Consider the following 15251-nt stretch of genomic DNA (forward strand, 5'->3'; position numbering starts at 1 on the left):
CTCCTCTATTTAAGTTAAGTACAATAAAGCTGCACCTTCCTTAATCATAGAGCTTCAAAGACAATCCGTAAATATATTAAAAACGGATTAATTTTTTGTTCCGTTGAGTATAATGTTTCTTGAAATGTTCATGAAATTGTTCGATTGCCTCCAGCTCCACTAGTCCTTGAGCATTGTTTTCGAATCCCTGGAAAATGATGCGCACAAAATTTCCCCGCCGTTCGTTTCGCAGTTCATCATCCGCCATCATTTCCCGAAAAACCCCCGTTTCCATTTGCTTCAATACGCCAGCAAAATACGAACTGTAGTGAATCAATTCAAGTACGCTGTCAGGCGCATCCATACGTAATTCTTCATGACAAATACACCAGACCGCGAATTGTTTTTCAAGCAGCTTGGCTTCCCGTATTAAGAAATTGGTTTCCTCCGGTACAGCTTCTAATATGCCAATTGAATAATCCAGATACCAAAAAAGAAACATTAATAGCTTTTGATGGTCTTCTTTTGCTGATGCACCTAATTCTTGCAAATGAATGAGCGCTCCATTGCGGTCAAATCGCCGATACGTTTCTTGACGGCTGAGACTGCAAATGCCATGGAGCAGCTTTTCGCTATCTACAACCGAAAAAGGATCTTTTCCTAACACTTCCAAATGATAAAAGCTCATGACTTCAGGTAAAAAAGGCAATACGAACTCATTCATAATCGCCCGCTTTTGCACTTCCAGTTCCCTCGATTTCGTTCTTTTCTTGACGATTTTCATACCGAAAAACGCAGCGATAAACGCTGCCACTAGTCCCCAAAAGATCCATTCTATTGCCATTCCATGCCCTCCTACGTGCGCTCGTTACTGTTCTTTCTATTATAAATGACAGCTTGCATATTCGTTCAAAATTTATGTTCTGGGTCGTTAAAAAGCAAAAAACCCCGAAACATCTAAAAGATGCTCCGGGGTTTCGTATATTAATGAGTTTTACAAGCGTCGTAAAGGCCTTTTTCTTTGATCACGTTGATCAAAGTTTCGCCGATAACTGAAGGTGTATCTGCAACTTCGATTCCAGCAGCGTTCATTGCTTTAATCTTGTCTGCAGCTGTCCCTTTGCCTCCGGAAATGATCGCACCGGCGTGGCCCATGCGTTTTCCTTCTGGAGCTGTTTGACCGCCGATAAAGCCGACAACAGGTTTCGTCATGTTCGCCTTAACCCATTCTGCCGCTTCTTCTTCAGCTGTCCCACCGATTTCACCGATCATAACAACTGCATACGTATCTTCATCTTCGTTGAACTCTTTCAAGACGTCGATGAAGTTCGTGCCGTTGACCGGGTCTCCGCCGATACCGACAGCAGTTGACTGGCCGATACCTTCTTCAGACAATTGGTGAGTCGCTTCGTACGTCAACGTACCAGAGCGTGATACTACACCGACATGTCCTTTTTTGTGAATGTATCCAGGCATGATGCCGATTTTACATTCGTCCGGAGTGATAACACCCGGGCAGTTTGGTCCGACAAGACGTGTTTTCTTGCCTTCCATATAACGCTTCACTTTGACCATGTCCAATACTGGAATGTGTTCAGTGATGCAGATTGCCATATCCAACTCAGCTTCTGTTGCTTCAAGAATTGCGTCAGCAGCAAAAGGAGCCGGTACATAAATTACAGATACATTGGCACCTGTAGCTTTTACGGCATCTTGAACTGTATTGAATACAGGTACGCCTTCAACTTCAGTTCCGCCCTTGCCTGGTGTTACACCCGCAACGATTTTCGTTCCGTATTCAAGCATTTGCTTTGTGTGGAAAAGGGCAGTTGACCCTGTAATTCCTTGTACAAGCACTTTAGTGTCTTTATTAATGTATACGCTCATTATTGTCCCTGCCCTTCTTTAGCCTACAAGTTCTACGATCTGTTTCGCGCCATCTGCCATAGTGCCAGCAGCTACGATGTTCAGACCTGATTCGTTCAGCAGTTTTTTACCGATTTCTACGTTTGTTCCTTCAAGACGGACGACTAATGGCACTTCCAGGCTAACTTCTTTCGCTGCTTGGATAACACCTTCCGCAATGATGTCACACTTCATGATTCCGCCGAAAATGTTAACGAAGATTCCTTTGACATTCTTATCAGAAAGAATGATCTTGAATGCTTCCGTTACTTTCTCAGCGGTGGCACCGCCCCCAACGTCAAGGAAGTTAGCGGGTGAGCCGCCGTAATAGTTGATCGTATCCATTGTTGCCATAGCAAGGCCGGCACCGTTAACCATACAGCCGATGTTTCCATCCAAAGAAATATAGCTCAAGTCATACTTAGAAGCTTCGATTTCTTTTGCATCTTCTTCATCGTAATCGCGCATTTCCATGATGTCCTGATGACGGTATAGTGCATTGGCATCGAAGTTGAACTTCGCGTCCAAAGCCACTACTTGCCCGTCGCCTGTAACGACCAATGGGTTGATTTCAACGATTGCTGCGTCTTTTTCCACATAAGCCTGGTAGAGGCCAAGCATCAATTTCGCTGCTTTGTTGACAAGTTTAGCTGGGATGTTCATGTTGAACGCCATGCGACGAGCCTGGAAACCAGTCAAACCAACGACAGGATCGATTGCTTCGTAGAAGATTCGCTCCGGCGTGTTTGCTGCTACTTCTTCAATGTCCATGCCGCCTTCTTCAGATCCCATCAAGTTGACTAGGGAAGTTTCACGGTCAAGAACCAATCCAAGATAGTATTCCTTCTCGATGTTGCTGCCCGCTTCGATATAAAGGCGTTTAACTTCTTTACCTTCTGGGCCTGTCTGATGCGTTACGAGGACCTTGCCAAGCAATTCCTTCGCATATTCACGCACTTCGTCCAAGTTTTTCGCCAGCTTGACGCCGCCTGCCTTGCCTCGACCACCTGCGTGGATTTGGGCTTTAACAACGACAACATCCGAACCAAGTTCTTTCGCTGCTTTGACTGCTTCTTCAGGTGAAAAAGCAACATGGCCTTCTGGAACTGATACGCCATATTGTTTCAGGACCTGTTTTCCCTGATATTCATGGATATTCATCTGTCATCCTCCAATCAAACATCTGTCTCTTAATTTTATTGCCTCTACCATTGTATTAAAGTTGCCATGGAATGTCCACAGCTGACAGCCACTCTGCATAAAACTTCGAATTTTCCGTCTCTTATCGTTATCGGACCATCGATTTCACCGGTTCGAAGGTTTTACGGTGGATTGGGCAAGGGCCGTGCGTATCGAGTGCGGCTAAGTGTTCTGTAGTGCCGTATCCTGCATGCTTCGAGAAACCGTATTGTGGATATAATTGTGCGTATTCGTCCATCAAATCATCTCTTCCGGTCTTTGCCAGAATTGAGGCAGCAGCGATACATAAACTTTTCGCATCACCTTTAATGATCGCTTCAGATGGCATCGCAACGGTTAATTTCATCGCATCTGCCAATACGACATCCGGTGCTGTAGCCAAACTGGTTGCTGCGGCTTCCATCGATTGTTTCGTAGCCTGGTAAATATTCAGCCGGTCGATGGCTTCAGGCGGCTGGATGTGGACCGACCAGCTAATGGCTTGTTCTTTAATTAGTTGCGCTAATTCATTGCGTTTTGCTTTTGCGATCATCTTCGAATCATCCAACCCGATAAAAGCGCTGCAATCTTCTGGCAAGATGACAGCTGCCGTCACAACTGGTCCAGCGAGCGGACCCCTGCCCGCTTCATCGATTCCGCAGACGAGAGAGTGGTTTTGTTCCTTGAACTGCCGATCGAAGGCTTGTTTTTCTTCCAGCCGGCGAAGCAAAATAAGTTTTTTATCGTAACGTCGCTGCCAAGAAGCAAGCGCTTGCTGAACGCTTTTGCGTGAATCATCCTTGAGGTCTTCCATCCAGGGTTCGAATGTTTCAGCCTGTTGTAACCTTTTTTTGATCGATGCTGTTGTTTCCATCTCGCCACTCCTTTTTCGCAAAGAAATAGCGGGCCCTATTGAAGGACCCGCTGCCTTATGCCAATTCGTCTTGTTCTGCAATCATTTCATCGTGGTAATCGAATGTGATGCGGCCGAGATGCTGATTGCGGATATCGCGGACAATGATTTCTGCTGTCATTTCATAATCAACTTCGTTGTCGGGGCCAATCATATAACGTTTTTTGCCGATATGATCGAAAGTCTTCACCAAATCTTCATCGATATGGTCAATGCCGTAGCGTTCCATCAAACGGTCCGGATAGCGCTCTTCCAAAAATTTCAGTGCGTAAATCGCTAGTTCTTGCATTTGAATGACCGAATCCTTGATTGCTCCAGTGACCGCAAGTTTTTGCCCGGTTTCCTGGTCTTCAAATTTCGGCCAGAGAATGCCTGGCGTGTCGAGCAATTCAATTTCTTTGCCGACTTTAATCCATTGCTGGGCTTTTGTGACCCCCGGCATATTGCCTGTTTTCGCTAAGCTTTTTTTCGCCAGCCGATTGATCAATGTCGATTTCCCAACGTTCGGAATGCCGACAATCATGGCACGGATGGCGCGCGGCTTAATACCTTTCGCTTCCATGCGGTCCCATTTTTCTTTTAGAATCTCTTTCGAGGCTTTGGTGACCGTCTGCAGCCCTTTTCCTTCTAAGGAATTGATCGCCACTGCCCGGGTCCCTTCGTTCTCGAAGTGTTGGATCCATTTTTTCGTTTCCCGCTCGTCTGCCATATCCATTTTATTGAGGATAATCAGTCGTGGTTTTTGCTGGATCACTTGGTCGATCATCGGATTGCGGGATGATAGCGGCAATCGCGCATCCACCAATTCAAAAATGATATCCACCAATTTAAGTTTTTCTGTTACTTCCCGACGCGCTTTCGCCATATGGCCAGGAAACCATTGAATCGTCATGCCATCACTCCTTAATTTACAATGCCGGCTTCATCGACCGGCCAAAAAACAAAATTCGTATTGCCGATGACTTCGTCGATCGATACCAACCCGATGTGGCGGCTGTCCTTGCTCGCTCTGCGATTATCTCCCATCACGAAAACATAGCCTTCCGGAATCGTGGAATAGCTAGTTTTATCCTCGAGCGTAAAGTCTTCCGTCAAGGTACCGGAAATGCCCGTTTTGTATTGATCCAAATAAGGTTCTTCTACTGCTTCTCCATTTATTAATAGCTGGTCTTCCTCATAGGCAATATGGTCGCCTGGTAAGCCGATGACCCGCTTGATATAGTCTTTTTGTTCCGGTGCATGAAATACGATGATATCGAACCGGTCTGGCTCGCCGATATCGTAGCCGATTTTATTGACGATCATCCGATCTCCATGTTCAAGAGTGGGCATCATCGATTCGCCGTCCACCACAATAGGTGTAAATAAGAAAAAGCGAATAATTGCCGCAAGGCCGAACGCGATCAACAGAGCTTTGGACCATTCCCATACTTCATTTTTCTTTTTCCCTTCAGCTTCCATGCGTGTTCCTCCCCGCGCTTAATGCTTTAATTGTACAGCGAAACAAGGTGTTTAGCAAAGAAAAGAAAAGCGCCGTCATAGCTATTGATGATTAAAAAAGGACAATAAAAGGCCCAGGCAATCAGCCCAGGCCTTTTGAATGCAAAAGAAGAAGGTGATAAGCCTTCTCCTGTCCTTGCAATATTAACGGATTTCTTTGATACGTGCTGCTTTACCGCGTAGATTGCGCAAGTAGTACAATTTAGCACGACGTACTTTACCACGGCGAGTAACTTCAAGCTGAGCAATTTTCGGCGTGTGTACAGGGAATGTACGTTCCACACCTACACCGTAGGAGATTTTACGAACAGTGAATGATTCACTGATTCCGCCTCCACGACGGCTGATAACGACTCCTTCGTATACCTGGATACGTTCGCGAGTACCCTCGACAACTTTCACGTGGACGCGAACAGTGTCTCCTGGACGGAACGCTGGGTGATCCTCACGAAGTTGTTCTTTAGTGATTTCAGTAATGATGTTTTGCATGTTTTTTTCTCTCCTTCTACAGATGCTCTTGCAGTTCTTGCTAGTTGCAGCGGAACACCGTGATTCGTGTACTTTACATAAAAGTACATTCTCCATGTTATCACTTTGCACCTATGTCTGCAAGAGCTATCTTGATTTATTTTTCGGCTTTTAAACGCGCCAATACACTTTTTTGCTGTGCGGTAAGTTCAACATGCTCAAAGAGGTCAGGACGGCGCTCGAGCGTCCGCTTTATCCCTTGCTCTTCTCGCCATTCCTCAATTTTTGCATGGTTCCCCGAAGTTAAGACGGCAGGAACTGTCATGTCTCTAAAATTCGCGGGCCGCGTGTAATGAGGATGCTCCAACAGACCTGTCGAGAAAGAATCACGGACTGGAGAGTCGCTATTGCCGAGGACGCCAGGCAATAAGCGAACGACACTGTCGATGACCGTCATGGCCGCAAGCTCCCCGCCAGTCAGCACAAAATCGCCGATGGAGATCTCATCCGTGACCAAATGTTCGCGGATGCGTTCATCATAGCCTTCGTAATGACCGCAAATAAAGACCAATTCCTCTTCACGGGCAAGTTCTTCCGCCTTCTTCTGCGTAAAGCGTTCGCCTTGAGGGCACATCAAGATGACACGCGGCTTTTTGCCTTTTGTGATGCTCTCAACTGCATTGAATACCGGTTCAGGCTTCAGCACCATGCCGGCGCCTCCTCCAAACGGGTAGTCATCCACTTGGCGCTTATTGTCGGCAAACTCACGGATATCGACGACCCCTAAAGATACCGCACCTTTGTCCTGCGCTTTTTTCATGATCGAGTGCTGGAAGACCCCGTCGAACATGGGCGGAAAAAGAGACAATACTTGGATGTTCATCATGACAGCAAGCCGTCCAAGACATCGATAGTGATTTTCTTTTCATCGATGTCGACTTCCTTGACGACGTCTTCGATATACGGGATGTAATGCTTTTTGCCTGTTGCTGGGGTTACTTCCCAGACATCATTGGCACCAGTCTCCAAAATTTCCGTTACTTTCCCGATTTCCTCGCCTTCAACAGAAACCACTAGGCAGCCAAGGATTTCGTGATGGTAGAAGGCATCTTCCTCCAAATCGCCAAGATCGTGTTCAGCAATTTTCAAATAACCTTCTTTGAAAGCTTCGACATCGTTAATGGTCGGATACCCTTCGAAAGATAAAAGATTGAAGTTTTTATGAGTACGGTGGCTCGCCACTTTGACCATGATCGGCTTTTTCGCACCGACTGTGAAAAGCCCGAGCTTATTGCCGATCGCGAACCGCTCTTCTGGGAAATCAGTGCGTGACATCACGCGCACTTCCCCGCGGATCCCGTGAGTATTGACTATTTTTCCTACGTTAAACCATTCCACACGTAACACCCTTCCTCTAATTTTTTCCTGAAAAAAAAGGAAGGAACCGGGGCTCCTTCCTTTTCAATCCACAATATCGAGATACGTTTTTTTCTTATGATAATTTCCTGCTGCTGAATAGACGACAGAGCGTACGGCTTTTGCCACACGTCCTTGCTTGCCGATTACTTTCCCTGTATCGCTCGGATGCACGGAAAGCTTGTAGACGACGCGGTTAGTGTTTTCGTCTTTTTCAATACGAACTGCTTCCGGATAATCAACTAGCGGCTTGACGATCGTTTCAATCAGCTGCTCCATAAGAACGCTCCCTTACTTGTTTAGTTTTTCGTTATGGAATTTCTCCATAATGCCGTTCTGAGAGAACAAGTTGCGTACTGTGTCAGATGGTTTAGCGCCATCGTGAAGCCATTTCAACGCCAATTCTTCGTCGATTTTAACTTCAGCTGGAACTGTTAGCGGGTTGTAAGTACCCACTGTTTTGATTTGACGGCCGTCACGTGGAGCACGTGAATCAGCGACTACAATACGGTAGAAAGGAGATTTTTTAGCTCCCATACGTTTTAAGCGAATTTTTACTGCCATTTTATAAAGCACCTCCGAATAGTTTCACACAAGATATTATATTAGCAAGCTTTAAAAGGTTTGTAAAGTATTTTTTCTTAACACTACTAAATTTACTTAAAAAGCGTGTCCAGGCCTGGCATCGACATCTTTTTCTTGCCCTTTTTGCCGGCCATTCCGGACATTTGTTTCATCATTTTTTTCATGTCTTCAAACTGCTTAAGCAGCCTATTAATGTCTTGGATGGACGTTCCGGAACCACGGGCAATCCGTTTTTTACGGTTTGCATTGATGATTTCGGGAGTCGTCTTCTCCTGGATCGTCATCGAGCGGATAATCGCTTCGACGCGTCCCATTTGGCTCTCGTCCACTTTAGCGTTTTCAAGGCCTTTGATTTTACCCGCGCCTGGGAGCATCTTCAAAATTTCATCAAGCGGCCCCATTTGCTTTACTTGATCCAATTGCTCAAGAAAATCATCGAATGTGAACGAAGACGTGCGGAATTTCTCTTCCAGTTCTTTCGCCTTCGCCTCATCGACGTTCGTTTGCGCTTTTTCGATTAAAGACAGCATATCGCCCATGCCGAGTATGCGGGAAGCCATACGTTCTGGGTGGAATGGTTCTAGCGCGTCCATCTTCTCGCCTGTACCGATGTACTTGATTGGCTTTTCCGTGACGGTGCGAATTGATAATGCTGCACCACCGCGCGTGTCGCCATCAAGCTTCGTCAAGACGACCCCTGTAATGCCGATTGCATCATCAAAGCTTTGCGCTACATTGACCGCATCCTGACCAGTCATCGAATCGACGACAAGGAAAATTTCATCCGGCTCTTTGATCGACCGAATGTCTTTTAGCTCCTGCATCAATTGCTCATCGACATGCAACCGCCCTGCCGTATCGATAATGACTGTATCCAGATGTTCCGCTTTCGCGTAATCAATCGCTTCACGAGCGATATCGACTGGATTCGCGTCCGTCCCTTTCGAGAATACCGGCAACGATAATTGTTTGCCAATCGTCTCAAGCTGATTGATTGCAGCTGGGCGGTAGACGTCCGCTGCAACTAGCAATGGCTTGCGGTTATTCTTCTTGCGCAGCACTCCTGCAAGCTTACCGGTCGTCGTTGTCTTACCGGCCCCTTGCAAGCCGACCATCATGATAACCGTTGGCTGTCGCGTTGAAAAGTCAATTTTGCTTTGCTCTCCGCCCATCAACTCCGTCAGTTCATCTTTAACGATTTTTACGACTTGCTGCCCTGGCGTTAAGCTCTCCATAACTTCAAGGCCAACCGCACGTTCACTGACTTTCTTAATGAACGACTTGATCACTTTCAAGTTGACATCCGCTTCAATCAAGGCAAAGCGGACTTCGCGCATCATCTCTTTTACGTCTGCTTCGGACAATTTCCCTTTGCCTTTGATTTTGGTCATCGTTCCTTGCAGGCGTTCAGATAATCCTTCAAATGCCACTATATACCGCCTCCTAGTCCCATTCCTTCAACTCGTCCAAAAATTTCTGGACATTGTCATCTGTGAATGGCTGTTTTTCAAAAGTCGAGACGAGTTGCTGACGCCGCTGAAACTTTTCGAACAGCTGCAACTTCTCCTCGTATTCTTCTAGCATCGCTTCGGTCCGGCGGATATTATCATATACCGCTTGGCGCGTAATTTCATACTCTTCGGCAATCTCACCGAGCGAATGGTCATCCAGGTAATACAAGCTCATATAGCTGCGCTGTTTGGGCGTCAGCAGCTCCTGATAAAAATCAAAAAGATAGTTCATTCTGGTCGTTTTTTCTAGCCCCATCAATGACGCTCACCCCATTCATACTCCTGTATACCATACTGAATCACGGCGACTCCGTCAAGTAATTTTACTTGTCTGCGTTTATTTCCTGTTGTTCTTCACGGTCTAAACCTTCGGCAAACAATCCGTAAACGTATTTCTGCGGGTCGAACGGCTGAAGGTCATCCAGTTTTTCACCAAGTCCGACGAATTTCACTGGAATATTGAGCTTGTTGCGGATTGCGAGGACGATACCGCCTTTTGCCGTTCCGTCAAGCTTCGTTAAGACGATGCCTGTTACTTCGGTTACTTCTTTAAACGTTTGTGCTTGAATCATGGCATTTTGGCCCGTTGTCGCGTCTAACGCAAGCAACACCTCATGCGGTGCCCCAGGAATTTCTCGGGCAATGACGCGATGCACTTTCTGCAATTCATTCATCAAATTGACCTTGTTTTGCAAACGGCCTGCCGTGTCGCAAATCAAGACATCGATATTGCGTGATTTCGCAGCACGCACCGCGTCGTACATGACCGCTGCCGGGTCGGACCCTTCGCTTTGCTTGATGGTTTCTACACCCACGCGCTGCCCCCACACATCGAGTTGATCGATGGCACCGGCGCGGAATGTATCACCTGCTGCTAGCATGACGGACTTTCCTTCGTTTTTCAGGCGCTGGGCCAGTTTGCCAATCGTCGTCGTTTTGCCGACACCGTTGACGCCGACCATCAAAATAACCGTCGGGCCAGATTCGGCGAACGTCAATTCACTTAGCTGCTGGTCACCCGACTCGTAAATCTCGACCAATTTTTCGGAAATGACCGATTGCACGTTGGTGGTATCTTTGACATTTTGGCGCTGTACTTCAAAACGCAATTCTTCCATCAATTCGATAACGGTTTCAAAGCCAACATCTGCCTGCAATAGCACTTCTTCAAGTTCTTCGAAAAAGTCTTCATCGACTTTCCGGTAGCGCGCGACCAAATCATTGATTTTAGATGTGAAGCCAGTCCGCGTCTTGCTTAAGCCTTCGCGGTATTTTTCGGTTGACTGTTCTTCCTCAACGTTATTGCTGAATTTATCTTTTAATTTCTTAAAGAAACTCATAGACTCACTCCTTATTTAATGTCTTCTTGCAATTTGACGGAAACCAATTTGGAAATACCGGACTCTTGCATGGTGATGCCATATAGCACATCCGCGCCTTCCATTGTTCCTTTGCGATGGGTAATGACGATAAATTGCGTATCTTCGCTGAATTTTTTCAAGTACTGACTGTACCGCACGACATTCGATTCATCAAGCGCCGCTTCGACTTCATCGAGAACACAAAACGGCACAGGACGCACTTTTAAGATAGCAAACAGCAAAGCAATAGCCGTCAAGGCCCGTTCCCCGCCTGATAACAGACTCAAATTCTGTAATTTTTTGCCCGGCGGCTGAGCGATGATGTCCACTCCCGTCATCAATAGGTCTGACGGCTTGGTCAAGACCAAATCGGCTGAACCTCCGCCGAACAATTCTCTGAAGACGTGGCGGAAATGGCTGCGGATAGCGTGGAAGGTTTCGTCGAAACGCAAAGTCATTTCTTCGTCCATTTCCTCGATCAAACCGCGCAGTGTATCTTTTGCTTCATTCAAATCGTCGCGCTGTTCGCTCAAGAAGCGGTGGCGCTCTGCTACATGTTCGTATTCTTCAATGGCGCTGATGTTGACGCTGCCGAGTTCATCGATCGATTGCTTGAGAAGTTTCACTTGTTTTCTGACGGTTGCTTCTTCCCCTTCAAGCGGATAGCGGCTGGCCGTCTCCAGGTCCATTCCGTAATGATCTACGAGCTGGTCGAGCAAGCCTTGCAACTGCACTTCAAGGCGGGTCGCTTTCACTTCACAGATACGCACAGCTTCTGTAAACCCTTTATGAATACGGCTTTGCTCACGCAATTGCTGCTCTTCTTCATCAAGTGTATGTTGCAGCTTTTGGCGTTCCTTACGAGATGCATCTACAGTTTTGCTTGCTGATTGCCGCGCATTCGACCATTTTTGGATTTCCGCCTCGATTTCTTCATCCGAAAAGCTTTTGGATGCTTCTTCCGATTGAATCCACTCGAGCTCCCGTTCAAGCTCCGCAAGACGATTGAGACTTGTCGTGTGACGTTCTACCAATTCGCTGACTTGCGCAGTGAGTTGCTGAATCCGTTCTTTGCGGACTGCCATGTCTGATTTGAATTCCGCAAGCTTGGCGAGCAATTCGCCTCTTGCTGTTTCTTTCTGTTGTTTGAAACCGGTCAATTCTTCGATTTCGTCGTTCAAGCTTTCGAGCTCCTGCACAATTACACCCATGCGCTCGGCTGCCGTTTGTTTGCGGTTCTCGAGGCCAGAGAGATCTTGTTTGGTTTGCTGTTCTGCACGGAATAGCTTGAAACGGCTATCGGTTGTTTTCCATACCGCTTCGATTTCCCGCAGATGGATGGCACTTTCCGCTTGTAGCTCGCGATAGCGCTCACCTTCTGTCCGAAGCAGCTCTAATTGCTGTTCGGCGGTTTCTGCACGCGACTGCAATTCACGGACTTTTCCTTCGGCTTCCACAATGGTGACTTGAAGTTCAGCCGCTTGTTGTTGCAATTGTTCAAGTTCTGCCTTTCTAGTAAAGAACGAGGCCTGGTTTTTTGTGGCCCCACCTGTCATGGAACCGCCTGCATTGATGACATCACCGTCTAATGTCACGACACGGTAGCGGTGACCGATCGCTTTGGCTATCGAAGTCGCACCTTCAAGATCGCTTGCGACCAAGACATTGCCAAGCAGGTTTTGGATGATCATCGCATATTGTTCATCGTAATTGACGAGCTGCGAGGCGATATCGACAAATGCCGGATGCTTAGAAACCGATTGCACCACTTGCTGGGAAATCTGCCGTGGCTTTATGACCGTCATTGGCAGGAACGTGGAACGCCCTGCGCGTTTCGTTCTCAAGAAACGAATCGCTTCGCTGGCACTTTTTTCATCACTTGTGACGATATGCTGGCTGGCTGCGCCAAATGCGGTTTCGATGGCTTTAGCGTATGGCTTTTGAACATCCGCCAATTCGGCTACCGCGCCGATAATGCCGCTCAATTCATTGCGTTCTCTCGCCTGCAAGACTTCACGCACCCCGTGGAAAAACCCGGAATAATCTGCTTCTAGATCCTGCAGGGTATCAATGCGGGCATTGAGTTGTTTATGGGATTGATAGGCTTGGAACAATAAAGATTTTTTATGGTCATAATCTGCCGTGAGTTGCTTGGCGCTGGCTTCTTGTTCTTTAAAATGCTGGCGCTTCTTGTCGAGGTCTGCATGAATTTCTTCGTATGCTTTTTGTGCTTGTTGCTTTTCTTTCAACAGACGGGCAAGTTCTTTCTCGAACGACGCTTCTTGTGCAGCAATGCGGCCGCTCGATTCAGTCATTTGCTGCTGTTGGAAATCAATATTTTTCAGTTCGTTTTTCAATCCTGCCTGTTCGTTCATCAATTCGATATAGAGAGATTTTTTCGTTTCGATTTCATTATCGATATCAGCAGGCGTCAAGTTCAATTGCGCTTCTAGCTGTTGGACTGATTTGCGGATATTTTGCTGCTGGATTTTTTGTTGTTCGAGAGCCTCGCGTTGTTGTGCAAGGCGCTGTTCTAATTTAGCTGTTTCCTCACGTTCGGCCTTGATAGATTCTTCCAATGCCTGACGCTGACGATCCGCATTATGCTTTTTCTCGGACATCAGCAATTTGCGGCCTTCCCATTTCTCGGATTCTGAACTCGCTTCGACTAGTGCCGCTTGTGCCGCATCAATTTTTTTATCCAGTGCATGCACCGATTTTTTCGAAGTGGCAATCAACCGTTCCGTCTCTGAAATCTCAACAGCAAGCTGCTGCTCTTGTGCTCCATGCTGCTTTGCTTCTTGTGATAGCTCTGACAGTTGTGCTTTCAGGGCATTTGCGTCGTGAGCCAATAGCGCGATGTCTGCATCTTTCAGCTGCGCACTCATATCGAGGTAGTCACGGGCTGAGGAAGCCTGCATTTGCAAAGGTTCCATGCGCCCATCCAGTTCGTGGAGAATATCTAGCACGCGGTTTAAGTTTTCGTCTGTTTCATTTAACTTAAACTCAGCTTTACGTTTTCTTTGCTTGTATTTCAATACACCGGCGGCTTCCTCAAAAATCGACCGACGTTCATCTGCTTTACTATTGAGTATTTCGTCTACTCTTCCTTGGGAGATGATAGAAAAAGCTTCCTTGCCAAGCCCTGAATCCATGAACAAGTCAGTAATATCTTTCAGACGACAAGCCTGCTTATTTAATAGATAAGCGCTTTCTCCACTGCGAAAAACCCTTCTCGTTACGCTGATTTCGCTGTAATCGAGAGGGGCTTTGCCGTCTGTGTTATCCAATACTAAAGTGACTTCTGCAAAATTCAGCGCTTTTCTTGAATCGCTCCCGGCAAAGATGACATCTTCCATTTTTGCACCGCGTAGTGATTTCGCGGATTGCTCGCCAAGAACCCAACGAATTGCGTCGGTTACATTGCTTTTGCCGCTGCCATTTGGCCCGACCACGGCGGTAACGCCCGGGACAAAATCGATGCCAACTCGATCAGCGAACGATTTAAACCCAATTACTTCCAATCTCTTCAAAAACATGTTCAATCCTCCGCTGTCTCCTGCAATTTAAGGATGGCAAGCTGTGCTGCCTTCTGCTCCGCTTCCTTTTTGGAGCGCCCGTCGCCTAGACCTAATTCCTGGTCTCCTAGGGAAACGCGCGTCACAAAAATACGGCTATGTGCAGGACCCTTTTCTTCGATGATTTCATAATTCAAGGTACCGGTATTTTTTTGCTGTACCAGCTCCTGCAATTGGCTTTTGTAATCCATCGCATGAGAAAAAGCACCGACTTCCACTTTCGGGAATAGCACTACCTCTAAAAAGGCTACGACCTTTTCCAAGCCCTGATCCAGGTAAAGCGCACCGACAAATGACTCGAAGACGTCTGCAAGAAGGGCAGGTCGTGTTCTGCCGCCTGTCAGTTCCTCGCCTTTGCCGAGCAAAATGTATCTGCCAAAGCCTAGTTCATTAGCGAAAAGGACAAGAGATGGCTCACATACAATCGATGCGCGCAATTTGGTCAATTCACCTTCAGCCATTTCGGGATATTTCATATAGAGGAAATGCGATACCGACAATTCCAGCACGGCGTCACCCAAAAACTCCAGGCGTTCATTGTCCGTAAATTGTCTTCTTCGATGCTCATTCACATAAGATGAATGGGTAAATGCCTGCTGCAAAAGGGCAGGCCGTTCAAACTGGATGTCCAGCTCTTTTTGCAATTGCTCAAACGCCTGTTTCGCGCTTTCTTTGAGCGCTATTTGTTTAGTGTTTTTCGGTTTTCGTTTCATCGCCATTTTTATCTGCCTTCCTCTATTGTTCTCTTGTTGATTTTACCTGTTTTTCAGGCATTGTGCAAAAAGAGAATTGACGCACAGCTAGGCTGTGCGTCAATCTTGTGTGCTATCAAGCTGGGACGAATCCCGTTTATTCA

Annotated in this window: 16 protein-coding genes; all 16 read right to left on the reverse strand. The window is 46.7% G+C overall.

All coding sequences use genetic code 11. The features are described 5' to 3' along the window. Nucleotides 1-76 precede the first annotated feature (76 nt). The 16 genes from AY633_RS01730 to rnc all read right to left on the reverse strand — a co-directional run bounded on the left by AY633_RS01730 (nucleotide 77) and on the right by rnc (nucleotide 15114). On the reverse strand, nucleotides 77-823 hold the full coding sequence (locus tag AY633_RS01730; protein WP_068485981.1) for a hypothetical protein: 747 nt from the start codon (nucleotides 821-823) through the stop codon (nucleotides 77-79). Between the two features lie 140 nt (nucleotides 824-963). Next, nucleotides 964-1866: a succinate--CoA ligase subunit alpha gene (gene sucD / locus AY633_RS01735; RefSeq protein WP_068462870.1), complete on the reverse strand. Its 903-nt coding sequence runs from the start codon at nucleotides 1864-1866 to the stop codon at nucleotides 964-966. Between the two features lie 18 nt (nucleotides 1867-1884). Continuing rightward, nucleotides 1885-3045 carry an ADP-forming succinate--CoA ligase subunit beta gene (gene sucC / locus AY633_RS01740; RefSeq protein WP_058383573.1) on the reverse strand — a complete coding sequence of 387 codons (1161 nt, stop codon included), beginning with the start codon at nucleotides 3043-3045 and terminating at the stop codon, nucleotides 1885-1887. A gap of 127 nt (nucleotides 3046-3172) precedes the next feature. Next, nucleotides 3173-3937 (reverse strand): ribonuclease HII, encoded by a 765-nt coding sequence (locus AY633_RS01745; RefSeq protein ID WP_068485983.1) that lies wholly within the window; start codon nucleotides 3935-3937, stop codon nucleotides 3173-3175. Nucleotides 3938-3992: 55 nt separating this feature from the next. Beyond that, nucleotides 3993-4868, reverse strand: a complete 876-nt coding sequence (gene ylqF / locus AY633_RS01750) for a ribosome biogenesis GTPase YlqF (protein ID WP_068485984.1) — start codon at nucleotides 4866-4868, stop codon at nucleotides 3993-3995. Nucleotides 4869-4879: 11 nt separating this feature from the next. Then, nucleotides 4880-5437, reverse strand: coding sequence for a signal peptidase I (gene lepB / locus AY633_RS01755; protein ID WP_068462876.1), 558 nt, complete (start codon nucleotides 5435-5437; stop codon nucleotides 4880-4882). A gap of 183 nt (nucleotides 5438-5620) precedes the next feature. Beyond that, a complete protein-coding gene (gene rplS / locus AY633_RS01760) occupies nucleotides 5621-5965 on the reverse strand; it encodes a 50S ribosomal protein L19 (protein ID WP_068462878.1) in 345 nt (114 codons plus the stop codon). 136 nt (nucleotides 5966-6101) lie between these two features. Then, on the reverse strand, nucleotides 6102-6827 hold the full coding sequence (trmD, locus tag AY633_RS01765) for a tRNA (guanosine(37)-N1)-methyltransferase TrmD (RefSeq protein ID WP_068487842.1): 726 nt from the start codon (nucleotides 6825-6827) through the stop codon (nucleotides 6102-6104). Further along, the gene (gene rimM, locus AY633_RS01770) at nucleotides 6827-7342 is read right to left on the reverse strand and encodes a ribosome maturation factor RimM (protein ID WP_068485986.1); all 516 of its coding nucleotides are present in this window, start codon (nucleotides 7340-7342) and stop codon (nucleotides 6827-6829) included. Before rimM ends, trmD begins: the two co-directional genes overlap by 1 nt. A gap of 63 nt (nucleotides 7343-7405) precedes the next feature. After that, nucleotides 7406-7639 (reverse strand): KH domain-containing protein, encoded by a 234-nt coding sequence (locus AY633_RS01775; RefSeq protein ID WP_068462879.1) that lies wholly within the window; start codon nucleotides 7637-7639, stop codon nucleotides 7406-7408. Nucleotides 7640-7651: 12 nt separating this feature from the next. Next, nucleotides 7652-7924 (reverse strand): 30S ribosomal protein S16, encoded by a 273-nt coding sequence (gene rpsP / locus AY633_RS01780; RefSeq protein ID WP_058383567.1) that lies wholly within the window; start codon nucleotides 7922-7924, stop codon nucleotides 7652-7654. 92 nt (nucleotides 7925-8016) lie between these two features. Continuing rightward, nucleotides 8017-9375 carry a signal recognition particle protein gene (gene ffh, locus AY633_RS01785; protein WP_068485988.1) on the reverse strand — a complete coding sequence of 453 codons (1359 nt, stop codon included), beginning with the start codon at nucleotides 9373-9375 and terminating at the stop codon, nucleotides 8017-8019. Between the two features lie 13 nt (nucleotides 9376-9388). After that, the gene (locus AY633_RS01790; protein WP_058383565.1) at nucleotides 9389-9712 is read right to left on the reverse strand and encodes a putative DNA-binding protein; all 324 of its coding nucleotides are present in this window, start codon (nucleotides 9710-9712) and stop codon (nucleotides 9389-9391) included. 67 nt (nucleotides 9713-9779) lie between these two features. Further along, entirely contained in the window at nucleotides 9780-10796 is a 1017-nt protein-coding gene (gene ftsY / locus AY633_RS01795) for a signal recognition particle-docking protein FtsY (protein ID WP_068485990.1), read from the reverse strand. Nucleotides 10797-10807: 11 nt separating this feature from the next. Next, on the reverse strand, nucleotides 10808-14356 hold the full coding sequence (smc, locus tag AY633_RS01800) for a chromosome segregation protein SMC (protein WP_068485991.1): 3549 nt from the start codon (nucleotides 14354-14356) through the stop codon (nucleotides 10808-10810). Between the two features lie 2 nt (nucleotides 14357-14358). Further along, on the reverse strand, nucleotides 14359-15114 hold the full coding sequence (rnc, locus tag AY633_RS01805) for a ribonuclease III (RefSeq protein WP_068485993.1): 756 nt from the start codon (nucleotides 15112-15114) through the stop codon (nucleotides 14359-14361). Nucleotides 15115-15251 lie beyond the last annotated feature (137 nt).

It is taken from the genome of Planococcus maritimus (genome assembly GCF_001592825.1).
Classification (GTDB): domain Bacteria; phylum Bacillota; class Bacilli; order Bacillales_A; family Planococcaceae; genus Planococcus; species Planococcus maritimus_C.